General features: G+C 73.9%; 20 protein-coding genes. 8 read left to right on the top strand and 12 right to left on the bottom strand.

Going from position 1 to position 23,164, the window contains the following annotated elements; all coding sequences use genetic code 11:
* Window positions 1-30 precede the first annotated feature (30 nt).
* Both AC02VZ_RS20210 and AC02VZ_RS20205 read left to right on the top strand, forming a co-directional pair.
* Window positions 31-651 carry a DUF47 domain-containing protein gene (locus AC02VZ_RS20210; protein ID WP_362101240.1) on the top strand — a complete coding sequence of 207 codons (621 nt, stop codon included), beginning with the start codon at window positions 31-33 and terminating at the stop codon, window positions 649-651.
* An 8-nt stretch (window positions 652-659) separates the two neighbouring features.
* On the top strand, window positions 660-1,658 hold the full coding sequence (locus AC02VZ_RS20205; RefSeq protein ID WP_362101243.1) for an inorganic phosphate transporter: 999 nt from the start codon (window positions 660-662) through the stop codon (window positions 1,656-1,658).
* A gap of 266 nt (window positions 1,659-1,924) precedes the next feature.
* Here the strand turns inward: AC02VZ_RS20205 and pstB are convergent, their stop codons facing one another.
* From pstB to AC02VZ_RS20165, 8 genes are all read right to left on the bottom strand, one after another.
* Complete coding sequence (gene pstB / locus AC02VZ_RS20200; protein WP_362101245.1) at window positions 1,925-2,701, bottom strand: phosphate ABC transporter ATP-binding protein PstB; 777 nt, start codon at window positions 2,699-2,701, stop codon at window positions 1,925-1,927.
* A gap of 49 nt (window positions 2,702-2,750) precedes the next feature.
* Window positions 2,751-3,812: a phosphate ABC transporter permease PstA gene (gene pstA / locus AC02VZ_RS20195; RefSeq protein ID WP_432054836.1), complete on the bottom strand. Its 1,062-nt coding sequence runs from the start codon at window positions 3,810-3,812 to the stop codon at window positions 2,751-2,753.
* Window positions 3,809-4,816: a phosphate ABC transporter permease subunit PstC gene (gene pstC, locus AC02VZ_RS20190; protein ID WP_476476045.1), complete on the bottom strand. Its 1,008-nt coding sequence runs from the start codon at window positions 4,814-4,816 to the stop codon at window positions 3,809-3,811. Before pstC ends, pstA begins: the two co-directional genes overlap by 4 nt.
* Before the next feature lie 136 nt (window positions 4,817-4,952).
* Entirely contained in the window at window positions 4,953-6,080 is a 1,128-nt protein-coding gene (gene pstS, locus AC02VZ_RS20185) for a phosphate ABC transporter substrate-binding protein PstS (RefSeq protein ID WP_476476044.1), read from the bottom strand.
* Window positions 6,081-6,719: 639 nt separating this feature from the next.
* Entirely contained in the window at window positions 6,720-7,175 is a 456-nt protein-coding gene (locus tag AC02VZ_RS20180) for an NUDIX hydrolase (RefSeq protein ID WP_432054833.1), read from the bottom strand.
* Between the two features lie 103 nt (window positions 7,176-7,278).
* A complete protein-coding gene (locus tag AC02VZ_RS20175) occupies window positions 7,279-8,562 on the bottom strand; it encodes a CHAD domain-containing protein (RefSeq protein WP_476476043.1) in 1,284 nt (427 codons plus the stop codon).
* On the bottom strand, window positions 8,543-10,777 hold the full coding sequence (locus AC02VZ_RS20170; RefSeq protein ID WP_476476042.1) for an RNA degradosome polyphosphate kinase: 2,235 nt from the start codon (window positions 10,775-10,777) through the stop codon (window positions 8,543-8,545). The genes AC02VZ_RS20175 and AC02VZ_RS20170 overlap by 20 nt, the downstream gene beginning before the upstream one ends.
* Before the next feature lie 471 nt (window positions 10,778-11,248).
* Complete coding sequence (locus AC02VZ_RS20165) at window positions 11,249-11,653, bottom strand: GntR family transcriptional regulator (protein WP_432054853.1); 405 nt, start codon at window positions 11,651-11,653, stop codon at window positions 11,249-11,251.
* 134 nt (window positions 11,654-11,787) lie between these two features.
* Between AC02VZ_RS20165 and AC02VZ_RS20160 the strand changes: the two genes are divergently transcribed.
* The 5 genes from AC02VZ_RS20160 to AC02VZ_RS20140 all read left to right on the top strand — a co-directional run bounded on the left by AC02VZ_RS20160 (window position 11,788) and on the right by AC02VZ_RS20140 (window position 16,675).
* Window positions 11,788-12,333, top strand: a complete 546-nt coding sequence (locus AC02VZ_RS20160) for an RNA polymerase sigma factor (protein ID WP_432054830.1) — start codon at window positions 11,788-11,790, stop codon at window positions 12,331-12,333.
* Window positions 12,330-13,283 (top strand): cupin domain-containing protein, encoded by a 954-nt coding sequence (locus AC02VZ_RS20155; RefSeq protein ID WP_432054829.1) that lies wholly within the window; start codon window positions 12,330-12,332, stop codon window positions 13,281-13,283. The genes AC02VZ_RS20160 and AC02VZ_RS20155 overlap by 4 nt, the downstream gene beginning before the upstream one ends.
* A 184-nt stretch (window positions 13,284-13,467) precedes the next feature.
* Window positions 13,468-14,328 (top strand): ABC transporter ATP-binding protein, encoded by an 861-nt coding sequence (locus tag AC02VZ_RS20150; protein WP_432054828.1) that lies wholly within the window; start codon window positions 13,468-13,470, stop codon window positions 14,326-14,328.
* A complete protein-coding gene (locus AC02VZ_RS20145) occupies window positions 14,325-15,854 on the top strand; it encodes an ABC transporter permease (RefSeq protein WP_476476041.1) in 1,530 nt (509 codons plus the stop codon). The genes AC02VZ_RS20150 and AC02VZ_RS20145 overlap by 4 nt, the downstream gene beginning before the upstream one ends.
* A 56-nt stretch (window positions 15,855-15,910) precedes the next feature.
* Complete coding sequence (locus AC02VZ_RS20140) at window positions 15,911-16,675, top strand: ABC transporter (protein WP_476476040.1); 765 nt, start codon at window positions 15,911-15,913, stop codon at window positions 16,673-16,675.
* A 200-nt stretch (window positions 16,676-16,875) separates the two neighbouring features.
* Here AC02VZ_RS20140 and mshD read toward each other — a convergent pair whose 3' ends face one another.
* Window positions 16,876-17,802, bottom strand: a complete 927-nt coding sequence (gene mshD, locus AC02VZ_RS20135; RefSeq protein ID WP_432054825.1) for a mycothiol synthase — start codon at window positions 17,800-17,802, stop codon at window positions 16,876-16,878.
* Between the two features lie 238 nt (window positions 17,803-18,040).
* Between mshD and AC02VZ_RS20130 the strand changes: the two genes are divergently transcribed.
* Window positions 18,041-19,870, top strand: coding sequence for a bifunctional metallophosphatase/5'-nucleotidase (locus tag AC02VZ_RS20130; RefSeq protein ID WP_432054824.1), 1,830 nt, complete (start codon window positions 18,041-18,043; stop codon window positions 19,868-19,870).
* Window positions 19,871-20,158: 288 nt separating this feature from the next.
* On the opposite strand, the gene AC02VZ_RS20125 is transcribed toward AC02VZ_RS20130, so the two are convergent.
* The 3 genes from AC02VZ_RS20125 to AC02VZ_RS20115 all read right to left on the bottom strand — a co-directional run bounded on the left by AC02VZ_RS20125 (window position 20,159) and on the right by AC02VZ_RS20115 (window position 23,132).
* Entirely contained in the window at window positions 20,159-20,740 is a 582-nt protein-coding gene (locus AC02VZ_RS20125) for a hypothetical protein (RefSeq protein ID WP_476476039.1), read from the bottom strand.
* 179 nt (window positions 20,741-20,919) lie between these two features.
* Window positions 20,920-22,383, bottom strand: coding sequence for a sensor histidine kinase (locus AC02VZ_RS20120; RefSeq protein WP_432054822.1), 1,464 nt, complete (start codon window positions 22,381-22,383; stop codon window positions 20,920-20,922).
* Window positions 22,380-23,132, bottom strand: a complete 753-nt coding sequence (locus AC02VZ_RS20115; protein ID WP_432054821.1) for a response regulator transcription factor — start codon at window positions 23,130-23,132, stop codon at window positions 22,380-22,382. The genes AC02VZ_RS20120 and AC02VZ_RS20115 overlap by 4 nt, the downstream gene beginning before the upstream one ends.
* Window positions 23,133-23,164 lie beyond the last annotated feature (32 nt).

Below are 23,164 nucleotides of genomic sequence, written 5' to 3'. Positions count from 1 at the left end.
ACCGAACCCTCTGCACCCCGAGGACCCCACGTGCGCTTTCGTCTGACCCCCAGGGAGACGAGCTTCTATGACATGTTCGCCGCATCCGCGGACAACATCGTCACGGGCTCCAAACTCCTGATGGAACTGCTCGGGGCGGACTCCTCCGCCCGGGTCGAGATCGCAGAGCGTATGCGGGCCGCGGAACACGCGGGTGACGACGCCACGCACGCGATCTTCCATCAGCTGAACTCCTCGTTCATCACGCCCTTCGACCGCGAGGACATCTACTCCCTCGCCTCGTCCCTCGACGACATCATGGACTTCATGGAGGAGGCCGTCGACCTGGTCGTCCTCTACAACGTCGAGGAACTGCCCAAGGGCGTCGAGCAGCAGATCGAGGTGCTGGCGCGGGCCGCCGAGCTGACGGCCGAGGCGATGCCGAACCTGCGGACCATGGACAACCTCACCGAGTACTGGATCGAGGTCAACCGGCTGGAGAACCAGGCCGACCAGATCCACCGCAAGCTGCTGGCGCACCTGTTCAACGGCAAGTACGACGCCATCGAGGTGCTCAAGCTGAAGCAGATCGTGGACGTACTGGAGGAAGCGGCGGACGCCTTCGAGCATGTGGCGAACACGGTGGAGACCATCTCCGTCAAGGAGTCCTGACACCACCCATGGAGACGTTCGCACTGGTCGTGACCATCGGGGTCGCGCTCTTCTTCACCTACACCAACGGCTTCCACGACTCGGCGAACGCGATCGCCACCTCCGTGTCGACCCGCGCGCTGACCCCGCGGGCGGCGCTCGCGATGGCGGCCGTGATGAACCTGGCCGGCGCGTTCATGGGGTCCGGCGTCGCCAAGACGGTCAGTGAGGGGCTGATCCAGACGCCCGAGGGCTCGACGGGGATGGGGATCCTGTTCGCCGCCCTGGTGGGTGCGATCGTCTGGAACCTGATCACCTGGTACTTCGGGCTGCCGTCCTCGTCCTCGCACGCCCTGTTCGGCGGCATGGTGGGCGCCGCGCTGGCCGGCGGGACGGCCGTGTACTGGAACGGGGTCGTCGACAAGGTCGTCATCCCGATGTTCGTCTCGCCGCTGGTCGGTCTGCTCGCCGGGTACCTGGTCATGACGGCGATCATGTGGATCTTCCGGCGGGCCAACCCGCACAAGGCCAAGCGCGGCTTCCGGATCGCCCAGACCGTGTCGGCGGCCGGGATGGCGCTCGGGCACGGTCTGCAGGACGCCCAGAAGACGATGGGCATCGTGGTGATGGCGCTGGTCATCGCCGACGTCGAGGACTACGGCGACCCGATCCCGGTGTGGGTCAAGATCGCCTGTGCGGTGATGCTGTCCGCGGGCACCTACGCGGGCGGCTGGCGGATCATGCGGACGCTCGGCCGGAAGATCATCGAGCTGGACCCGCCGCAGGGGTTCGCGGCCGAGACCACGGGCGCGACGATCATGTTCGGTTCGGCGTTCCTGTTCCACGCGCCGATCTCCACCACGCACGTGATCACCTCGGCGATCATGGGTGTCGGGGCGACCAAGCGCGTCAACGCGGTCCGGTGGGGCGTCGCCAAGAACATCGTCATGGGCTGGTTCATCACCATGCCGGCGGCCGCCCTGGTGGCCGCGCTGTCGTTCTGGGTGGTGCAGCTGGCGTTCCTGTAGCGGTGCGCGGCGCGGGGTGCCCGCGGCACGGCAGGAGACGTACGGCGGAGCAGCACGGCGGACGACCTACGGCAGAGGGCGTGCGTCGGAGGACGTACGGCCCGGCCTCCGGCGCGGGGTGCGGGCGCGGCGGGGATCCGCGGCGGACGTGCGCAGGAGTGGGGACGCGCGCAGGAGCAGGGAAAGGGCCCGCCCCCGGTTCTCGGGGGCGGGCCCTGTGCTCCTCACGGTGGCACCGCCATGCAGCACCGTGAGGGGACCGCGGGTCAGCCGAAGCGGCCGGAGATGTAGTCCTCCGTGGCCTGGACCGACGGGTTGGAGAAGATGCGCTCGGTGTCGTCGATCTCGATCAGCTTGCCGGGCTTGCCGACCGCCGCGAGGTTGAAGAACGCGGTGCGGTCGGAGACCCGGGCCGCCTGCTGCATGTTGTGCGTGACGATGACGATGGTGAACCGCTCCTTCAGGTCGCCGATCAGGTCCTCGATGGCGAGGGTGGAGATCGGGTCCAGGGCGGAGCAGGGCTCGTCCATCAGCAGCACCTTCGGCTCGACCGCGATGGCGCGGGCGATGCACAGCCGCTGCTGCTGGCCGCCGGACAGGCCCGAGCCGGGCTTGTTGAGGCGGTCCTTGACCTCGTTCCAGAGGTTGGCGCCCCGCAGGGACTTCTCGACGATGTCGTCCAGCTGCGACTTCTTGTACTTGCCGTTCAGCCTGAGGCCCGCCGCCACGTTGTCGTAGACCGACATGGTGGGGAAGGGGTTGGGGCGCTGGAAGACCATGCCGACCTCGCGCCGCACGGCCACCGGGTCGATGCCGCTGCCGTACAGGTTCTCGTCGTCGAGCATGACCTTGCCCTCGACCCGGCCGCCCGGCGTGACCTCGTGCATGCGGTTGAGGGTGCGCAGGAACGTGGACTTGCCGCAGCCGGAGGGGCCGATGAAGGCCGTGACGGAGCGGGGCTCGACCGTCATCGAGATGTCCTCGATGGCGAGGAAGGAGCCGTAGTAGGCGTTGAGGCCGCTGATGTCGATGCGCTTGGCCATGGGAATCACTGCTTCTTTCGGGTCGCCGGCGGTCGTCGCCGTGGCCGCGTCAGCGACCGGTCTGCGGGGCCTTCCAGCGGGCGATGCCGCGGGCCGCCAGGTTGAGGATCATGATGAACGCGATGAGCGTCAGGGCCGCCGCCCAGGCACGGTCGTAGGCCGCGCCGGAACCTCCGCTGTTGGCGTACTGGAGGTAGATGTACATGGGCAGCGACTCCTGCGGTCCCTGGAAGGGGTTGGCGTTGATGAAGTCGGTGCCCCACACCAGCAGCAGCACGGGCGCGGTCTCACCGGTGATGCGGGCCACGGCCAGCATCACGCCGGTGGTGATGCCTCCGATCGACGTGGGCAGCACCACCTTGAGGATGGTGCGCCACTTCGGCACGCCGAGCGCCAGGGACGCCTCGCGCAGCTCGTTGGGCACCAGTTTCAGCATTTCCTCGGTGGAGCGGACGACCACGGGGATCATCAGGATCGACAGGGCCATGGAGCCGGCGAAGCCGGACGGTCCCATGCCGAGGATCAGCACCCAGAGGCTGAGGATGAACAGGCCCGCGACGATCGACGGGATGCCCGTCATGACGTCGACGAAGAAGGTCACCGCCTGGGCGAGCCGGCCGCGCCCGTACTCGACGAGGTAGATCGCGGTGAGCACGCCGACCGGCACGGAGATCAGGGCGGCGAGGCCGACCTGCTGCAGGGTGCCGAGCATGGCGTGGTAGATGCCGCCGCCGGGCTCGGCGTCGGCGACGGTGCCCATCGAGTGGGTGAGGAAGTAGCCGTCGAGGACCTTGACGCCCTGCTCGACCGTCTCCCACAGCAGGGAGGCGAGCGGGATCACGGCCAGCAGGAAGGCGACCCACACCAGGCTGGTCGCCAGGCGGTCCTTGGCCTGGCGGACGCCCTCGACCTTGGCGGCGACGGCGAACGAGCCGCTCACGAACAGCACGCCCGCGATCAGGGCCCACTGGATGTCGCTCTGCAGCCCGGCGGCGGCGCTGATGCCGTAGCCCAGCGCGGCGGACGCGGCGGCCACCGCCCAGGGGAACCACTTCGGCAGGGTCGCGCCGCGCAGGGAGCTGCGCTGCGGGGACAGGGTTGCGTGGCTCATGCGTTGGCCCCCGAGTACTCCTTGCGGCGTGCGATGATCAGCCGCGCCGCGCCGTTGACCAGCAGGGTGATGACGAACAGGACCATGCCGGAGGCGATCAGTGCGTCCTGGCCCATCACGTTGGCCTCGTTGAACTTGCTGGCGATGTTCTGGGCGAAGGTGCCGCCGCCGGTGTCGAGCAGGCTGAGGTTGATGTCGAAGGACGGCGAGAGCACCATCGCGACGGCCATCGTCTCGCCGAGCGCGCGGCCGAGGCCCAGCATCGACGCGGAGATGACGCCGGAGCGGCCGAAGGGCAGCACCGACATGCGGATGACCTCCCAGCGCGTGGCGCCGAGGGCCAGGGCGGCCTCCTCGTGCATCCGCGGCACCTGGCGGAACACCTCGCGGCTGACGTTGGTGATGATCGGCAGGATCATGATCGCCAGCAGGATGCCGATGGTGAACAGCGAGCGCGGGGCGCCGTCGTTCCAGGCGAAGACGCCCGTCCAGCCGAGGTAGTCGTCGAGCCAGCCGTAGAGGCCGTTGAGGTGCGGGACGAGGAAGAGGGCGCCCCACAGGCCGTAGACGATCGACGGGACCGCGGCGAGCAGGTCGATCACGTAGGCGATGGTGCCGCCGAGGCGGCGGGGCGCGTAGTGCGTGATGAACAGGGCGATGCCCACCGAGATCGGCACCGCGATGATCATCGCGATGACCGACGACACGACGGTGCCGAAGGCCAGGACGGCGATGCCGAACTCCGGCGGGACGCCGGTGGGGTTCCACTCGAAGGTGGTGAAGAAGTTCGCCTCGTCCTTGCTGATGGCCAGGGAGGCGCGGTAGGTCAGGAAGGCCGCGATGGCGGCCATGAGCACCAGCACGAAGATGCCGGACCCGCGGGAGAGCCCGAGGAAGATCCGGTCACCGGGGCGGGTGGCGGCCCGTGCGGCCCGCTTCTGCTCGGCCGTGGCCGGCAGGGGGGCGGTGGGAGGGGCGGTGGGTGTCTGTGTCGTGGTGTCCATCGGGTTCTCCGGTCTGCGGAGCCGTCCGTGGCGGGCGGCTCGGTCGGAGCCGTCCGGGGGCCGGGGGCTCCTGATGGCGGTGCACCGGACGGTGTGCGGACCGGACCCGGTGGGGGGCCGGTCCGCACACGCGGGGTCAGCTCAGGCTCGCGATGGTGTCGCGGACCTTGGTGATGATCTCGTCGGGCATCGGGGCGTAGCCGGCGTCGGCCAGCAGGCCCTGGCCGTCCTCGGAGGCCATGTAGTTCAGGAAGGCCTTGGTGGCGGGCAGGGTCTCCGCCTTGTTGCCCTTGTCGCAGACGATCTCGTAGGTGACCAGGACGATCGGGTAGGCGCCCTCGGCGTTCGGGGTGTAGTCCAGCTCCAGCGCCAGGTCCTTGCCGGTGCCGACGACCTTGGCGGCGCCGATGGCCGCGGTGGCGTTCTCGACGGTGGCGGCGACCGGCTCGGTGGCCTCGGTCTTGAGGTCGACGGTCTTGATGCCGTCCTTGGCGTAGGAGAGCTCGAAGTAGGAGATGGCGCCCGCGGTCTGCTTGACCTGCTGGGCCACACCGGAGGAGCCCTGCGCGGACTGGCCGCCCTCGGCCTCCCACGACTTGCCCGGCTCGTACGTCCAGTCCTTGGGCGCGGCGGCCTTGAGGTACTTGGTGAAGTTGTCGGTGGTGCCGGACTCGTCGGAGCGGTGGAACGCCTGGATCTTCAGGTCGGGCAGCTTGGCGTCGGGGTTGAGCTTCTTGATCGCCTCGTCGTTCCAGTTGGTGATCTTGTTGTCGAAGATCTGGGCCATGGTGGCCGCGTCCAGGGTGAGCTTGTCGACGCCCGGGACGTTGAAGCCGACCGCGATCGGGCCGCCGACCATCGGCAGGTCGATGCCCTGGCCGTCGGTGCAGATCTTCTTCGACGCCTCGACCTCCTCGGGCTTCAGCGCGGAGTCCGAGCCGGCGAAGGCGGTCTGGCCCTGGGTGAAGGCGGTGATGCCGGCGCCGGAGCCGGTCGGGTTGTAGTTGACCTGCACGTCCTTGCAGGCCGCGGTGAACTGCTTCACCCACGCGTCGATCGCGTTCTTCTGCGCGGACGAGCCGGACGCCTGGAGCTGGCCCCGGGCGTCGTCGCACTTGATGTTCCCGGCCTGCGCGGCGGCGGACGCGTCGCCGCCGTTGCCGCCGGAGGTGTCGTCGGAGCCGCACGCCGTGAGGGCCAGGGCGCCGGAGACGGCGAGAGCGCCGAGAGCGAGGGCCCGCCGGTTCTTGCGCTGAAGCTTCACTTGAATTCCTTCCAGGTGCCGCCGTCCTGATTTCGGCGGCGTGCGCGAAGTGTGGGTGATGCGGACGCCCGGGCGCCGGGCCGGGGGACGGGCCGCATCGTGCACGGCCGAAATTAGGCAGAACAGGTGAAGCCGCCGATGGCCGTACATGAACGAGGGGTGAACCCCTGAGGACGGTGCGGTGAGGTCACGGAACGCTCACGTCCCGGACACGGGCCGGTACCGGCCGGAAGGGGTCGGTCCGGTGGACGCCGCCGTGACGGGGGGCGGCGCGGGGGTCGGGCACGGCGGCCGGGCACGGCGGCCGGGCATGGGGGTCGGGTCGGACCGGGTCGGGTCCGGGCTGCCGCGCCCGCCGTGGCGACCCGGTCCGGCGGGTCCGTCCGGCGGGTCGGCGGGTGCGGTGGTCCGGTGCGCCCGGCGGGTCCGGTGGGTCCGGTGCGCCCGGTGGGTCCGTGCGAGGCGGTGCGAGGCGTGCCGTCGCCCGGCCGGGCAGCCGTGTGGCCCGGGCCGGGCGTTCGCACCGGGGCCGTACGGCCGGGGGCGCACCGGGGCCGTAGCGGAGCCGTACGGGCGGGGCCGTACCGGGGCCGGGCGCAGGGCGCACCGCGCCCGGTGGCGGTGAGGGCCGAGGAGGCCCTACGCGGGGCTCGCGGGCGGCCGGCCGTCCCGGTCGCCGGAGGTGGCGAGGTGAGCGAGCAGGTCGTCCACGAGGTCCGCGTCCCGCGGTGCGGTGAGGCGGGGGCGAGCCCGGTCCGGGGGAAGCCACAGGACGCGGTCCACCTCGTCGTTCGGGGTGAAGCCGCCGGAGACGGCTCGCGCGGCCCAGTAGCGGACCCGCTTGGGCCGGCCGTCGGCCAGGTAGTGCACGGAGGGCAGCTCGGCGCCCGGGACGGCCGTGTGGCCGGTCTCCTCGGCGACTTCGCGCAGGGCGCCGGCGAGCGGGTCCTCGCCGCGCTTGAGCTTGCCCTTGGGCCAGGACCAGTCGTCGTACTTGGGACGGTGAACGAGACACAGCTCCAGCTCACCCGTCACGGGCGAGTACCGCCACAGGACACAGCCCGCCGCCTGGACCGTGAGAGTGCCGTGCGCCATGGGTGTGCCGCCTTCCTGGACCTCGGCCGGTGCTCCGCCCGCGCGGGGCAGGGGCGCTGTCCGCGGGGCCGGGGCTTCCGCTTCCGGCCTGTGGTCCGCGTGCCTACGGCGCCCCGAGGACATCCTTGCGCCAGCAGCGCTGGAACGCGTACCGCGCGGCCTCCACCTCGTGCCGCTGGTCGGCGTGGAGCACGCCGAGCGCGTACGCCGTGGCGGGGGCGATGCGCGGGGTGCGGGCCGCCTGCGCGGCGGCGGTCGCGGCCTCGGCGGCGTCCCGGTGCCGGTCCAGGGCCGCGGCGGCGGCCGGCAGACCCGCGTCGGCGGAGGCGGGCGCGGCCCCGCCCGGGAGGCCGTGACCGTGGTCGCCGCCGTCACTGTGGCCGCCGTCGCCGTCCCCGTGGCCGTCGCTGTCGTCGTGGTCGCGCAGCACCTCGCGTGCGTAGCGGTGCAGGCGCAGCAGCAGGCGGACCTGGTGCCAGGGGGCGTCCTGCGGGTGGGGGGCCGGGTCCGGGGACAGCCCGTGGATCAGCGCCTGGGCGTTGTACGGGCTGCCCGCGGTGACGAGGGGCAGCGCGGCCACGGCGTCGGCGAGGCGGTCCCGGGCGGCGGCGGCCGGGTCCCGCAGGTCGGCCCGGTGCGCGGCCGGGGCCAGCGGGACCTCGCTGGCCAGCACGGCGACCTGGTCCGCGACCGCGTGGAAGCGGGAGGAGCGCAGCGCCTGGAGGGCGGTGGAGTGGGCCCGGGTCCGGGCGAGCGTGAGCTGCCGCTCCAGCAGCGCGCCCGCCTTGACGGCGCCCACGGTCAGGTTGCCCCGGTCGGGGAGGGGGAGGGCGGTGCCGGGGGGCGGGGCCGTGGTGGTGGCCGGGGACGGCGGCGGGGCCGTCGCCGTAGCGGTGCGGGGCCGGGCCGGGGCCGGCGCGTCGGTGCCGGGGCGGGCGGGCGACGGGGTGGCGACCGGCGCCCGGGGGGCCACGGCACGGGCCGGGGCCGCCACGGGTGCGGGGGCGGCTGCCGCCTGGGCCGGGAGCACGGGGGCGCCGGAGAGGCGGTGCAGGGCCGTCAGCAGCCGCTCCAGGCGGGCCGTGCAGCCGTGCTCCACGGCCAGGGTGCCGGAGACCCAGGCGAGTTCCGGGCTGAGGGACTGGGCCCAGTCCCGGTCCAGCAGCGGCTGGAAGGTGTGCAGCCCGGCGCTGATGCGGCGGGCCGAGCGGCGCAGCGCCCGGGCCGCCTCGGCCGCCTCCTCCGGCGTGGCGCCCGGGCCGGTCTCCCGGTGCAGGCGCAGCGCGCGGAGGAAGGCGGTGGCCTGGGCGCGCAGGTGGCGCTCCAGGGCGGCGACCGGCACGGGGCCGGTCGCCGGGTGCGTCGGGTCAGGGTGTCGCTGTGCCACGCCGGCGCCTCCGGGCGTCTATGAGCATCTCCTGGATGTTGCGCAGGGGCCGGCCGTCGGCGTCGGTGGCGTGCCGGGTCCACTCGCCGTCCGCGTCCAGGTGCCAGGACGCGGTGGCGTCGGACATGCCCGTCTCCAGGAGACGGTTCAGGGAGCCCCGGTGGGCCGGGTCGGTGACCCGCACCAGGGCCTCTATGCGGCGGTCGAGGTTGCGGTGCATCATGTCCGCGCTGCCGATCCACACCTCGGGTTCGCCGCCGTTGCCGAAGGCGAAGACCCGGGAGTGTTCGAGGAAGCGGCCGAGGACGGAGCGGACCCGGACGTTCTCCGACAGCCCCGGCACGCCCGGCCGGATCGCGCAGATGCCGCGCACCCAGATGTCCACCGGCACGCCCGCCCGGGACGCCCGGTAGCAGGCGTCGATGACGGCCTCGTCGACCATCGAGTTGACCTTGATGCGCACGTAGGCGGGGCGTCCGGCGCGGTGGTGCTGGGCCTCCTTGTCGATCCGGGAGACCAGGCCGTCCCGCAGTGACTTCGGGGCGACCAGCAGCCGCCGGTAGGTCTCCCGGCGGGAGTAGCCGGAGAGGCGGTTGAACAGGTCGGAGAGGTCCGCGCCGACCTGCGGGTCGGCGGTGAGCAGGCCGAGGTCCTCGTAGAGGCGGGCCGTCTTCGGGTGGTAGTTGCCGGTGCCGACGTGGCTGTAGCGGCGCAGCGTCTCGCCCTCCTGACGCACCACCAGGGACAGCTTGCAGTGGGTCTTCAGGCCGACCAGGCCGTAGACGACGTGGCAGCCGGACTCCTCCAGCTTGCGCGCCCACTTGATGTTGGCGTGCTCGTCGAAGCGGGCCTTGATCTCGACCAGCACCAGCACCTGCTTGCCCGACTCGGCGGCGTCGATGAGGGCGTCCACGATCGGGGAGTCGCCCGAGGTGCGGTACAGGGTCTGCTTGATCGCCAGGACGTCCGGGTCGGAGGCGGCCTGCTCCAGGAACGCCTGCACGGAGGTGGAGAAGGAGTCGTACGGGTGGTGCAGCAGCACGTCGCGGCTGCGCAGCGCGGCGAAGATGTCGGGGGCGGAGGCGGACTCCACCTCCGCGAGGTCCCGGTGGGTGCCGGCGATGAACTTCGGGTACTTCAGCTCCGGCCGGTCCAGGCTGTGGATGCGGAAGAGGCCGGTGAGGTCGAGCGGGCCGGGCAGCGGGTAGACCTCGGCCTCGCTGATCTTCAGCTCGCGCACCAGGAGGTCCAGCACCTCGCGGTCGATGGACTCCTCCACCTCCAGGCGCACCGGGGGCCCGAAGCGGCGCCGCATGAGTTCCTTCTCCAGCGCCTGGAGCAGGTTCTCCGTGTCGTCCTCCTCGACCTCCAGGTCCTCGTTGCGGGTGAGCCGGAAGGCGTGGTGCTCCAGCACCTCCATGCCGGGGAACAGCTCCTCCAGGTGGGCGGCTATGACGTCCTCCAGCGGGACGTAGCGGCCGGGGGAGCTCTCCAGGAAGCGGGACAGCAGCGGCGGCACCTTCACCCGGGCGAAGTGCTTGTGCCCGGTGACGGGGTTGCGGACGACGACGGCCAGGTTCAGGGACAGGCCGGAGATGTACGGGAAGGGGTGCGCCGGGTCGACCGCCAGCGGGGTCAGCACCGGGAAGATCTGGTGCCGGAAGAGGGTGAACAGGCGGGCCTGCTCCTTCTCCGTCAGCTCGTTCCAGCGGACCAGGTGGATGCCCTCCTCCGCGAGTGCGGGGGCGACGTCCTCGTGGTAGCAGGCGGCGTGCCGGGCCATCAGCTCGCGCGAGCGGGCCCAGATCATCTCCAGCACCTCGCGGGGCTGGAGCCCGGAGGCGGAGCGGGTGGCGACCCCGGTGGCGATGCGGCGCTTCAGGCCGGCCACCCGGACCATGAAGAACTCGTCCAGGTTGCTGGCGAAGATCGCGAGGAAGTTGGCGCGCTCCAGCAGCGGGGTGTCGGGGTCCTCGGCCAGTTCGAGGACGCGCTCGTTGAAGGCGAGCCAGCTGCGTTCCCGGTCGAGGAAGCGGTCCTGCGGCAGGGCGGCGGCGCCCGCGTCCGGCAGCTCGTCGTAGCCGTCGAGGTCGGCGTCGATGTCGGGTTCCAGATCGGGGACCACGCCCGCCACGGTGTGCGGACGGTGCGCGGCGATGGAGCCCACGGAGGGCTGCGCGTGCTGTACCTGTGCCTGGGCATTCGGCTGGCTCATGGACCCATTGTTCCGCGCGGACCCCGTCCGGGGCGCGCCGGAAACCGCGGGCGACAACCGTGGGGCCGCCGGGGCGTGCCCGTTCCGCCCGTTCCGCCCCGCGGGCGGCGCCGGCTCTGACGCGACGGGATGCATGCGCCGAGGGTCCCAAGCCCGTCTGAATCGACGGTTACGGCGACATGACGTCCGGGGGAGCGCGAGGCAGAGCGCGGGGCGCCGCCTTCGGGGCCCGCGGGGGTGCGGCGGCCGCCGTGGGGGAGGGAGCGGGGGACCGTCGTGCGTGGGGCAGGGGCGCGGAGCCCGTCGTGGCCGGGGTGTGAGGCTCGTCGTGCGTGGGGCCGGGGCGGCCGGGGAGGGGGCGGTGGGAGCCGGTGAGGCCCGGCCGTTCCGGTTCCGCCCGGCGCCCCGGCCCGGGCGCCCTCGGGACAGCGGGTCCGCCGGGACAGCGGGTCCGCCGGGCGGCCGGGCCGGTCAGGACGGGTCCGGTCCGGGGGTCGTGCGGTGGTCCGGGTAGTGGGTGTCGAGGACGGCGGTGAAGAGGGCGGCGACGTCCTCCCGTTCCAGCCCGGACTGCCGGGCCCGGGCCGTCCAGTCCTCCAGTTCCGCGCGCAGCGGGGAGCCGGCGGCGGTGCCGAGACCGCGCCGGACGAAGGTGCCGAGGCCGCGCCGCGCCTCCACCAGGCCCTCGCGTTCCAGTTCGCGGTACGCCTTCAGCACGGTGTTGGGGTTCACGGCAATGGCCTCGACGACCTCCCGGGCCGTGGGCAGCCGGTCGCCGGGCCGCAGTCGTCCCAGCCGGAGGGCCTGCTTGGTCTGCTGCACGATCTGCAGGTGGGTGGCGACGCCGGAGTGCCGGTCGATGCGGTAGGCGACCACGCGATCCACCACCCTTTCCCCCACCCTTTCCCTCATTGAGTAGTGGAAGGGTGGTGGAGGGGGCCGGAGAAGTCAACGGAAATGTCCGGGGGCGGCAGTGAACCGATCGGCCCCGCTCGCGCGATGAGGGGGACGTGAGCGAAACGAGAAGCGACGGCGAGCTGTTGGCCGCCGTCGCCGAGGAGCGGGACCGGGGCGCCTTCGAGGAGCTGTACCGGCGGTACGCGCCGTGGCTGACCGCCCGGATGCGCAGCCGGTGCTCCGACGCGGGGGTCGTCGACGACGTGGTCCAGGAGACCTTCCTGGCCGTCTGGCGCGGCACCGCCCGCTACCGGGAGACCGGGGCGGACGCCGCGGGCTGGTTGTGGCGGATCGCCTCCCGGCGGCTCGTCGACGCCCTGCGCGGCGCCGGTGCCCGGGGCCGGCTGCGGCAGACGCTGGCCCGGCTGCGGCACCGGGACGAGGCGTCGGCGGAGGAGCGCGTGCTCGCCGGGGTGGAGCACGGGGACCTGGCGGGTGCGCTGGTCCGGCTCTCCCCGGAACTGCGCGCGGTGCTCCAGGCGACGGTGCTGGACGGGCTGACCACCCGTGAGGCCGCCGTGCTGCTCGGCATCCCGCCGGGCACGGTCAAGACGCGGGCGATGCGGGCCCGCAAGCAACTGCGGGAGGCGCTGGCATGACGTACACACCTTCACACGACCCGGCCGGCGACGACCGGGACGGCGGTGTGCGGGGCCCCTCCGGCGGGGACCCCGCCGGGAGCCGCGCGGGGCGTTCCTCCGGTGCGGCGACCGGCTGGCACGTGCCCGAGGAGGACCTGCGGGCCTACGCGCGCGGCGAGCTGGCGGCGCCGATGCTCTGGTCGGCCGACAGCCACCTCACCGCCTGCGCGGCCTGCCGGGCCGTGCTCGCCGAGGCCGCCGACCCCGTCGCCCTGGACGCCGGCTGGGAGCGGCTGGACGCCGCCCTGGACGCGCCCCGCACGGGCCTGCTGGAGTCCCTGCTGGTGCGGGCCGGCGTCGCCGACCACACCGCGCGGCTGCTCGCGGCCACCCCGGTGCTGCGGCGTTCCTGGCTGGGCGCGGTCGTCGTCGTCCTGGCGCTCACCGTGCTGGCGACGCACGCCACCCGGGACACCGCCTCGCCCACCCTCTTCCTGGTCCTCGCGCCGCTGCTGCCGCTCGCCGGGGTGGCGCTGTCCTACGGCCCGGCGCTGGATCCCACGTACGAGATGGCGGTGGTCTCCCCGACGCACGGGTTCCGGCTGCTGATGATCCGCACGGTGGCGGTCCTGGCCGTGGCGCTGGGCCTCAACGGGCTGGCCACCCTCGCCCTGCCCGGGTACGGGCCGCGGGCCCTGGCCTGGCTGCTGCCCGCGCTCGCGCTCACCGCCACGTGTCTCGCCCTGACCCCCCGGCTCGGCCCGGCCCTGGCGCCGCTGCTCGTCGGCGGCGGCTGGGTCGCGGTGCTGGTCGCCGCGGACGCCGTCCGGACGGGCGCCGACGACCCGCTGGCCCCGTTCACCGCGGTGGGACAGGGCGCGTCCGCCCTGGTCGCGGCGGTCGGCGCCGCACTCATCCTGCTGCTGCGCGAACGCTTCGACCTGGGCGGCGGCCCGGCGGCCGGCTGACCGGCGCCACCGGCCCGGCCGGTCCCGGCCGGCGTGACACACCGTCCCGGGCCGGCGTGACCGCCCCGCCCCACCCCGCCCTTCCCCTGCCTCCGCGGTGCGCGGCCCCGCGCCGCGCGCTCCACCCCTGCCCTTCCCACCGTCCCTTCGCGGCCCCGCGCCGCGCGATCCACGGGAGTTCCGCATGACCCCTGCCGTCTCCGCCTCCGGGCTGAGCCTCCGCTACGGGGGCACCCGCGCCCTCGACGACGTGTCGCTGACGCTGTCCACCGGCGTCACCGGGCTGCTCGGGCCCAACGGCGCGGGCAAGACCACGCTGCTGCGGGTGCTGGCCACCGCCGTGCCCGCCGACCGCGGCGCCTTCACCGTGTTCGGTCACGACCCGGCCACCTCGCGCGGACGCCAGGAGGTCCGGCGCGCCCTCGGCTACCTGCCGCAGACGCCCGGCTTCCACCCCGATTTCACCGCGTTCGAGTTCGTCGACTACGTGGCGATCCTCAAGGAGCTGACCGACCGTTCCGCCCGGCACCGCGAGGTGCGGCGGGTCCTCGACGAGGTGGGCCTCGGCGACGTGCGCGGCAAGCGCATCAAGAAGCTGTCCGGCGGGATGCGGCAGCGGGTCGCCCTGGCCGCCGCCCTGGTCGGCGACCCCGGGTTCCTCGTTCTGGACGAGCCGACCGTCGGTCTGGACCCCGAACAGCGCATGCGGTTCCGCGAGGTGATCGCGCGGGCCGGCGAGGGCCGCACCGTGCTGCTGTCCACGCACCAGACGGAGGACGTGGCGATGCTCTGCCGCCGGGTGGTCGTCCTGGCCGCCGGCACCGTCCGCTTCGAGGGCACCCCGGCCGAACTGACCGCCCGGGCCGAGGGCCGGGTGTGGAGCAGCGCCGAGCGCGCCCCCGGCGCCCGGGCCGGCTGGCGCACGGGTCAGGGCTCGTACCGCAACGTCGGTGACCCGCCGCCGGGCGCCGAACTCCTCGACCCCACCCTGGAGGACGGCTACCTGCTCACCCTCGACGGCGCCGGCGCGGAGGTGACGGCGTGACCACAGCGACCCGTACCCCGGCCCCCGCCCCGCAGGCCGTGTCCGCCGCACGCGGCGGGCACCTGGCGGCCGTGCTCGCCCTGGCCGCCTTCGAGACCCGCCGGCTGCTCCTGCGGGTGCCCGTCCTCGTCGCCTTCGCCCTGTACGCGGCCTACGTGGTGTGGCACACGCGCACGTCCTGGGACGGCTACCCCGCGCTGCACGACGCCGACCGCGCCACCCAGGGCGCCCCGCTGCTCGTCGGCCTCGCCGTCCTGCTCGGCGTCAACCAGGCCATGCTGCGGTCCCGGCGCCACGACACCGAGCGCCACCTCGGGGTGCTGGTGCTCCCCCAGTGGTGCCGTACCACCGCCCACCTGCTGTCCGTGGCGGCCGTGGCGCTGCTCACGGCGGTGTGCGTGGCGGTGCAGTTCACCTGGGAGGCCCTCAAGCCCGGCGCGGTCGGGCAGGGGGCGCCGGGCGAGCTGCTCGTGGGCCCGCTGTGCGTGCTGCTGCTCGGCGCGTCGGGTGCCGTGCTGGCCCGGCTGGTGAGGTCGGGGCTCGCCGCCCCGCTGGCGATCGTCCTGTGCCTGTTCTACGTCCTGCTGTCGTCCGCCGAGACCGGGGAGGACAGCGCGAGCCGCTGGCTGCTGCCGCTGGTCCGGGAGACCGGCGGCCACACCTACCCGTCCGTCCTGCTGGGCCGGCCCGCCGCCTGGCACGCCGTCTACCTCGCGGGGCTCGCGCTGACCCTCGCCCTGACCGCCGTGCTGCTGTCCGGCGCCGCGCGGCTGTGGTCCGTGCGGGTCGCCTGCGCGGGGGCGGCGGTGCTCACGGTGGTCGGGGCGGTGGGGCAGTCCGGCGGGCTCCCCCCGGCGACGGAGCAGGCCCGGGTGCGCTACTCGGCCACCCCGCAGGAGGTGCACGAGTGCACCGACCACGACGGCGCGCGGTACTGCGCCTTCCCCGAGTGGACCCCGCGCACCGCCGACTGGGACCGCGCCCTGAAGGGGGTCACCGCCCTCGCCGGTGACGCCGCCGGCGACCGCGCGCTGGTGGTGCGCCAGCGGGTGGAGGCCCGCCACGGCCTGTCCAGCGACTCCGCGATCCCCCCGCTCGGCGCGCCCGGTGAGGTGACGGTCGGCACGTCCTGGGGAGGCAACCACGTCCCGGAGTTCACCACCGCCGTGGCCGGTGTGCTGGTCGCGGGCAGCGAGGAGGACGCCGCGACGGTGTGCGACGGCCGGACGGTCACCGTCATGTGGCTGGCGCTCGCCGGACGGCCCGACCCGGTGGCCGACCTGCGCCGGGTGCGCCTGGACGACAGCGACACGGGCAGCGCCCTCGTCATCTCGCAGACCGAGCCGACGTACATGACGGCCGCGCACACCGAGGTGGTCCGGGAACTGCTGGACCGTCCCCGCGCCGAGGTGGCCGCGAAGGTCCGGGCGAACTGGCGGGAGCTGACCACCCCGAAGGTCACCACCGACCGGGTCGCCGAGGTGCTGGGACTCGACGCGCCGGAGGGTGAGGACTCGTGCCTGTGAGCGGACGACGGCCCTCGCCGGCCCCGGCGCCCGTGCCGGCACCGGGGCCGGCACCCGTGACCGCTCCGGATCCGGTTCCGGCCCCGGCGGGCGGGCCGGCGGCGGGGCCGGCCGGCCTGCGGCGGCTGGTGCCCGCGCTGGTGCGGCCGGTCGCGCGGACCCTGCCCTGGCGGGCGCTCGGGGCGGGGAGCGCGGTGGGCCTGCTGCTCGCCGCGATCCCCCGGATGACGCAGGACCCGTCACCGTGGTCCACGGTCAAGGCGCTGCGGGCGTCCGCCGTGGCGTTCGCGGTGGGCCTGGCCTTCCTGCTGGACGACCCGGCCCGGCACACCACGGCCGCCGTCCCCACCCGGCGTGCCGTCCGGCACACCCTGCGGCTGGTCCTCGTCGCCCCGGTCGCCGCCCTGTGGTGGACGGCCGCCCTGCTGCTCGTCCCGCCGTCCGTCCGGCCCCCGGCCGGGGACCTGACCCTGGAGGCGGCCACCGCCGTCGCGCTGGCCCTGGCCGGCGCCGCCTGCGCGGTGCACCGCTCCGACAGCCCCCGGCCGGGGCAGGCCGTCGCGGGGGCGCTGATCGCCTCGGCCGTCGTGGCACTGCTGCTGTGGCCGGAACGATGGCCGCTGTTCGTCGCCCCCGGCGACGACCGGTGGGCGGCGGCGCACGACCGGTGGGCGGTGCTGCTGGGCGCGGCGGTCCTGCTGTGGGCGGTCTGCTCGGCGGAGCCGCTGCGGCGCCGGGGTCCGCGCAAGGGCGTAGCGGGCCGCGCCGCGCCCCGCGCCGGCGGGTTCACGGGCGGTTCACGGCCGAAGGTGCGGCCGTGAATGGCCTTCTCGGGGACCGGCGGGACGGAGACGGGCGCCCGGTGGGACGGGGGTGGCCGCCGGCAGGACGTACCCGTCGGCGTGAGGTGCGGGCCCGTCCGACCCGCGGGACGGACGGCCTTCGGGACGGACGGCCTGCCGTGCCCCTGGGGTGCCCCCGCCGTGCCCCCGCGGGACGACCGTGGACGCCCGGCCGCCGGTCAGCTCTCCGTGCGGTACATGAGGTCGGTCTCGTGGGTCGTGAACCCCAGGCGTTCGTAGACCCGCACGGCCGCCTTGTTGTCGGCGTCGACGTAGAGCATCGCCGTGGGCAGTCCGCGCTCGGCGAGGTGCCGCAGGCCGACCGTGGTGAGGTACGTGCCGAGCCCGCTGCCCTGTTCGTCCGGTCCGACCCCGACGACGTACACCTCGCCGAGGCCCTCCTCCCGGTGCTCCTTGGTCCAGTGGAAACCGACGAGCCGGCCGTCCCGTTCGGCGAGGAAGAAGCCCTCGGGGTCGAACCACGGCTCGGCCTTGCGGTCGTCCAGGTCCCGCTGGGTGAGCGAGCCCTGCTCGGGGTGGTGGGCGAAGGCGGCGGCGTTCAGCGCCAGCCAGGCGGTGTCGTCCTGCCCGGGGACGAAGGGACGCACCGTCACGCCCTCGGGGGCCATCGGGTCCGGCAGCGGGAAGCCGGTCAACGGCCGCCGCATCTGGCGCAGTTCGCGGAACAGGGTGAGCCCGAGGACCTGGGCGAGGTGCCGGGCCGCGGAGTGACCGCCGTGCGCCCAGACGCGCAGCCGCTTGCCGGAGGCGGCGAGCAGCGCGGTGCCGAGGGCCCGGCCGTGTCCCCGGCCGCGGTGCGAGGGGTGCACGACCAGTTCCGCGGCGGGCGGTTCCACCGGGTCGGTGTCCTCCAGCTGTGCGTAGCCGACGAGTTCACCGTCGACCGTGAGCAGCAGGTGGGACACGCCCTCGCGGCGTCCGCCGCGCAGCTGGAGCCGTCCCTGCTCGGACACCGCCTGCTGCCCGTCCGTGCGGGCGGCCTCCGCGAGCAGGGCGAGCACCGCCTCGGTCTGCTCGGGGGAGAGCGCGTCGAGGGTCTGGAGCGAACGGGGGCTTCCGGGCCGTGCGATGTCGTCGCTGGTCATGCGTACGAGGGTAAGGGGCGGGGCGGCGATCCGGCGGGCGGCGGCGGACGGGTCGCCCGTGCGGGCGGGGCCAGGGGAGCGGACCGCCCTCCGCTGCCCTCGGGCGCGGCAAAGATAAACCAGGCTGTAACCGGGAAACCCCTGTCGCGCTACGCGCGTTGACCCTAGGCTGCTGCGCCGGGCGGCCCGCCGTGTCCCACGGCCCCGCCCGGACCCACGTCGACCCACAGGGGGGCGCATGCCAGCCACATCCCCGGCGCACCAGCCGCGCCGCAGACGCCGTACCACCCGTCTTCTCGCCGCCGCCGGTGTGCTCACCGCCGGGGCGCTGGCCGCGGCGGCGCTGCCGGGGGCGGCGAGCGCCGGCGAGCACCACGGCGGCAAGGGCGGTTCCCACGGCCACCACCACCCGAACCGCTACCAGGACATCCAGCTGCTGTCCTTCAACGACCTGCACGGCAACCTGGAACCGCCGACGGGGTCGTCCGGCCGGGTCACCGAACGCCGGCCGGACGGCACGCAGAAGACCATCGACGCGGGCGGTGTGGAGTACCTGGCCACGCACCTGCGCGAGGCCCGCAAGGGCAACCGCTACTCCATCACCGCGGCCGGCGGCGACATGGTCGGCGCCTCCCCGCTGCTGTCGGGCCTCTTCCACGACGAGCCCACCATCGAGGCGCTGAACAAGCTGGACCTCGACGTCACCTCGGTCGGCAACCACGAGTTCGACGAGGGCGCGCGCGAGCTGCGCCGCCTGCAGTACGGCGGCTGCCACCCCACCGACGGCTGCTACACGGACAAGAAGTTCAAGGGCGCCGACTTCCCCTACCTGGCCGCGAACGTCGTCGACGACAGGTCGAGGAAGCCGCTGCTGAAGCCGTACTGGGTGTGGAAGAAGCGGGACGTCAAGGTCGGCTTCATCGGCGTGACCCTGGAGGGCACCCCGGACATCGTGTCCGCCGAGGGCGTGAAGGGCCTGTCCTTCAAGGACGAGGTCGCCACGATCAACAAGTACGCCCGGGAACTGCGCCGCAAGGGCGTGAAATCCATCGTGGCGCTGATCCACGAGGGCGGCTTCCCGGCCTCCCAGGACTACAACTACGACTGCGACTCCCCGGGCGCCGGTGACGGCATCTCCGGTCCGATCGCGGACATCGCCGAGAACGTCACGCCGGACGTCGACGCCCTGGTCACCGGCCACACCCACGCCGCGTACGCGTGCACGATCCCGGACCCGTCGGGCAAGCCGCGCACGGTCACCTCGGCCGCGTCCTTCGGCCGCCTCTACACGGACACCACGCTCACCTACGACCGCCGGACCGGGGACATCGCCCGTACGGCCGTGAAGTCCGCGAACCACGTCGTCACCCGGGACGTCCCCAAGGCGCCCGACATGACGCGTCTGATCGCCCAGTGGAACACCCTGGCCGCCCCCATCGGCAACCGCGCGATCGGCCACATCTCCGGTGACATCGTGCGCGACGGCATCGAGTCCCCGCTCGGCGACCTCATCGCCGACGCCCAGCTCCAGTACGCCAGGACGCTGGACCCGGAGACCGACCTCGCCCTGATGAACCCCGGCGGCATCCGCGCCTCCCTCACCCACGCGGCGAGCGGCGGCGAGGGCGACGGCGTGGTCACCTTCGCCGAGGCCTTCACCGTGCAGCCCTTCGCCAACACGGTCAACCTCCAGACGTTCACCGGCGCGCAGCTGATCCAGGCGCTCCAGGAGCAGGTCAGCGGACCGAACGAGGCCGCCCCGAAGATCCTCCAGGTCTCCGCCGGGCTCACCTACACCCTGGACCTGACGAAGTCGGGCGCGGACCGTGTCGTGACGGACTCCATCCGGCTCGACGGCGCTCCGATCGACCCGGACGCCTCCTACCGGGTCGCCACCAACAGCTTCCTCGCGGGCGGCGGCGACGGGTTCCCGACCCTGGGCGAAGGCACCGACGACCTCGTCGGCGCCGACGACCTGACGGCGCTGGAGCAGTACCTGACGGCCAACTCCTCGGCCTCCTCCCCGCTGGCCCCGCCGGCCGCGGACCGCATCACGATCGTGCAGTGACCGTCCGATCGTCGCGGTGACCGCCTGACCCCGCCTGACCCCGCCCGGGGCCGGCACGGGACGCGTCCAGCGCCCGTACCGGCCCCGCGGCACGTCCGTCCGGTGCACGGCACGCCCCGGACGGTTCCCGTGCGCCGGGGGCCGTCTTCGGAGGACTTCACCGCCCGGCTCCGTGAGCAGTCACGCCCCGGGTGTCCGCCGGGCGCTCATCCGAGCGCACCCCGGCCGCGAGCCCGTGCGTAAGCCCGTGCGGGGCCGGACGCCCCGGGCACGCGCGGGCCGATCGGCTCACGCGGGGGCCCACGCGGCCGCCGGCCAGTCGTACGCGTCGAAGCCGTCCGGCACCGTGCCGCAGGGGGCGCTGACGGACACCGCGTAGGTTCCCGTGGGCCGGTACCAGGCCACGTCGACCGCTTCCCCGGTCCGGGGGTGCGCGAAGACGAAGCCGACGCCCGCGCGCGGGTTGTGCTCGTGCGTCAACGTCCAGCCGTCCCGCTCCAGTCGACGCCGGGCCGGCTCCAGTGCACGTCGGGCTGCCGCCTCCGGCACCCCCGTCACCCGCCACCTCAGGGTGAAGCTGTACACGTCGTCCCGATTCTCCGTGACGTGGGCGAGGGCCCGGAGGCCACGGTAGGGGCAGGTGTTCGTGTCCACGCGTGCCGGTGCGGGACGGTCCCGGGGCAGTGCCGCCTCGTCGAGCACCTGCTGGGCGTGGTCCTTCAGCCGTACGGCGACCCGGTCGGGGTCGGCGGCCGGGTACGGCTCCCCCTCCCAGAGACCGCGGGCGGTCACCGCCGCGCCGGCCAGGAGGAGCCCGCCGACGGTCCACGCGAGGGCCCGACGAAGGCGTGTCCGCATCACCGCGTTCATGATCACGACGGTAGGGGCCCCGGGGCCCTCCCCGCCCGAGTGCTCCTACTCAACCGGGGTGAGTAGGAACCCGGGACCATCAGGGACCGGGGGCCAGGGACCCGTCCGTGCCGGGCACGCGCGCAGGCGCGACCGCCGCTCCGGGCACCGCACGCCCGGGCGGCCATCACCCGCCCCGCCTACGGCACCTCCGGCGGAGGCGTCGGTGCCCCCGGCAGCCGTAGGGTCGCCACCGTGCCCTCGCCGTCCTCGGCGGGGGTGAGGGTGACGTCGCCGCCGGCCTGCTGGACGGCGCGGGCGACGATGGACAGGCCCAGGCCGGAGCCGGGGAGGGCGCGGGCGGTGGGGGAGCGCCAGAACCGGTCGAAGACGTGGGGGAGTTCGTCGGCCGGGATGCCCGGGCCGTGGTCGCGGACGGTGAGGACGCCGTCGGCCAGCCGGACGTCGACGGTGCTCCCCGCGGGGCTGAACTTCACCGCGTTGTCGAGGACGTTGACCACGGCCCGTTCCAGCGCGCTCGGTTCGGCGCGGACGTACCAGGGGTGGAGGTCGGCGGTGAGGGTGAGGTTCGGACCCCGCAGCCGGGCGCGGCGCAGGGCCGCCTCGACGGTGTCGTGCCAGGCGACGATCCGGGTCCGGCCGGCGTGCTGGCCGGTGTCGGGGCGGGACAGTTCCTGGAGGTCGCCGATGAGCGACGCCAGTTCGGTCATCTGGGCCTTCACCGAGGCGAGCAGGGCCGCGCGGTCGGCCGGCGGGATCGGACGGCCGGTCTCCTCGCTGCGGGTGAGGAGTTCGATGTTGGTGCGCAGGGAGGTCAGGGGCGTGCGCAGTTCGTGCCCGGCGTCCGCGATGAGCTGCTGCTGCAGGTCGCGGGAGCTGGCCAGGGCGGACGTCATGGAGTTGAAGGAGCGGGACAGGCGGGCGATCTCGTCGTCGGCCTCCTCGTCCACCGGGATGCGGACCCCCAGGTCCTCGGTGCGGGCGACGTGTTCGACGGCCTCGGTGAGCCGGTCGACGGGGCGCAGCCCGGTCCGGGCGACGGCGAGGCCGGCGGCGGACGCGCCGACCACGCCCACGCCGGAGACGAGCAGCAGGATCAGGGCGAGGTCGTCGAGCGTCGCCTCGGTGCCCTTCAGGGGGACCGCCACCAGGACGGCCGCCTTCGAACTCGTCAGCGTGGACGGGTTGTTGATCACCAGGGGGAGGGTGAGCACCCGGACCGGGTCGCCGTTCTGGTCGGTGCCGTCGCGGTGCACGCCGGTGGAGGCGGTGCCCGCGCTCGCGATGACCTTCCGGTCCGATCCGGTGACGTCGATCCGGCCCGCGGAGCTGGGGAACAGGCAGACGGTGCCGTCGGCGCCGACCACCTGGGAGTAGGTGTCCTGGAAGCTGCCGTCGACGGTGTCGCGGGGCGTGTCCGTGCAGGTGTTGAGGGCGCTGCGGATCTCGCCCTCGCGCTGCGGGCCCTGCAGGACGGTGGCCTTCTGCAGATCCTCGTCGAGCTGCTCGTACAGCCTCCCCTGCACGATGAACCAGCAGGTCACCGACACCGCCGCCACCGCGAACGCCACCGCGGCCGCCACCAGCAGGGACAGCCGGGCCCGGATCGGGAGCGTGCGGAAGCGGTGGAGGGGACCGCTCACTCCGCGCCGCCCTGCCGCAGGACGTAGCCCACGCCCCGCACGGTGTGCACCAGACGCGGCTCGCCGCCCGCCTCGGTCTTGCGGCGCAGGTACATGACGTAGACGTCGAGCGAGTTCGACGACGGCTCGAAGTCGAAGCCCCACACGGCCTTGAGGATCTGCTCGCGGGTGAGGACCTGGCGCGGGTGCGCCATGAACATCTCCAGCAGGGTGAACTCGGTGCGGGTCAGCTCCACCGCCCGCCCGCCCCGGCTGACCTCCCGCGTCACCAGGTTCATGCTGAGGTCGGCGAAGGTGAGGACGTCGTCCGTCTCGGCCGAGGCCGCCACGGCCGCCGCGTAGGAGCTGCGGCGCAGCAGGGCCCGGATGCGGGCGAACAGCTCGTCCAGCTCGAACGGCTTGACCAGGTAGTCGTCCGCCCCGGCGTCCAGTCCGGTGACCCGGTCGCCGACGGTGTCGCGGGCGGTGAGCATCAGCACGGGGGTGGTGTCGCCGGTGGCCCGGATGCGGCGGGCGGCGGTCAGGCCGTCCATGCGGGGCATCTGGATGTCCAGGACGAGCAGGTCGGGCCGGTAGGACGCGGTCTTCTCCAGGGCGTCCACGCCGTCGACGGCGACCTCGGTGTCGTACCCCTCGAACGCCAGACTGCGCTGGAGCGCCTCCCGCACGGCCGGCTCGTCGTCCACGATCAGGATGCGCTGGGGACCACGGTCCCGGTCACGGTCGCCGTCGGCGGGCAGGGAGCTCATGGAGTCGGCTTTCCTCTGTCGGTCGGGTGCGG

This window comes from Streptomyces sp. 3-6 (genome assembly GCF_056323165.1).
This window is presented reverse-complemented; position numbering and strand designations above follow the sequence as displayed.

Bases quoted from the DNA above. Each gene is read 5' to 3' on its own strand.
- pstA (WP_432054836.1), bottom strand. From the start codon at position 3,812: ATGAGCCACGCAACCCTGTCCCCGCAGCGCAGCTCCCTGCGCGGCGCG.
- pstB (WP_362101245.1), bottom strand. From the start codon at position 2,701: ATGGCCAAGCGCATCGACATCAGCGGCCTCAACGCCTACTACGGCTCC.
- AC02VZ_RS20205 (WP_362101243.1), top strand. From the start codon at position 660: ATGGAGACGTTCGCACTGGTCGTGACCATCGGGGTCGCGCTCTTCTTC.
- AC02VZ_RS20180 (WP_432054833.1), bottom strand. From the start codon at position 7,175: ATGGCGCACGGCACTCTCACGGTCCAGGCGGCGGGCTGTGTCCTGTGG.
- AC02VZ_RS20155 (WP_432054829.1), top strand. From the start codon at position 12,330: ATGACGTACACACCTTCACACGACCCGGCCGGCGACGACCGGGACGGC.
- AC02VZ_RS20150 (WP_432054828.1), top strand. From the start codon at position 13,468: ATGACCCCTGCCGTCTCCGCCTCCGGGCTGAGCCTCCGCTACGGGGGC.
- AC02VZ_RS20130 (WP_432054824.1), top strand. From the start codon at position 18,041: ATGCCAGCCACATCCCCGGCGCACCAGCCGCGCCGCAGACGCCGTACC.
- pstC (WP_476476045.1), bottom strand. From the start codon at position 4,816: ATGGACACCACGACACAGACACCCACCGCCCCTCCCACCGCCCCCCTG.
- AC02VZ_RS20125 (WP_476476039.1), bottom strand. From the start codon at position 20,740: ATGAACGCGGTGATGCGGACACGCCTTCGTCGGGCCCTCGCGTGGACC.
- AC02VZ_RS20170 (WP_476476042.1), bottom strand. From the start codon at position 10,777: ATGAGCCAGCCGAATGCCCAGGCACAGGTACAGCACGCGCAGCCCTCC.
- mshD (WP_432054825.1), bottom strand. From the start codon at position 17,802: ATGACCAGCGACGACATCGCACGGCCCGGAAGCCCCCGTTCGCTCCAG.
- AC02VZ_RS20115 (WP_432054821.1), bottom strand. From the start codon at position 23,132: ATGAGCTCCCTGCCCGCCGACGGCGACCGTGACCGGGACCGTGGTCCC.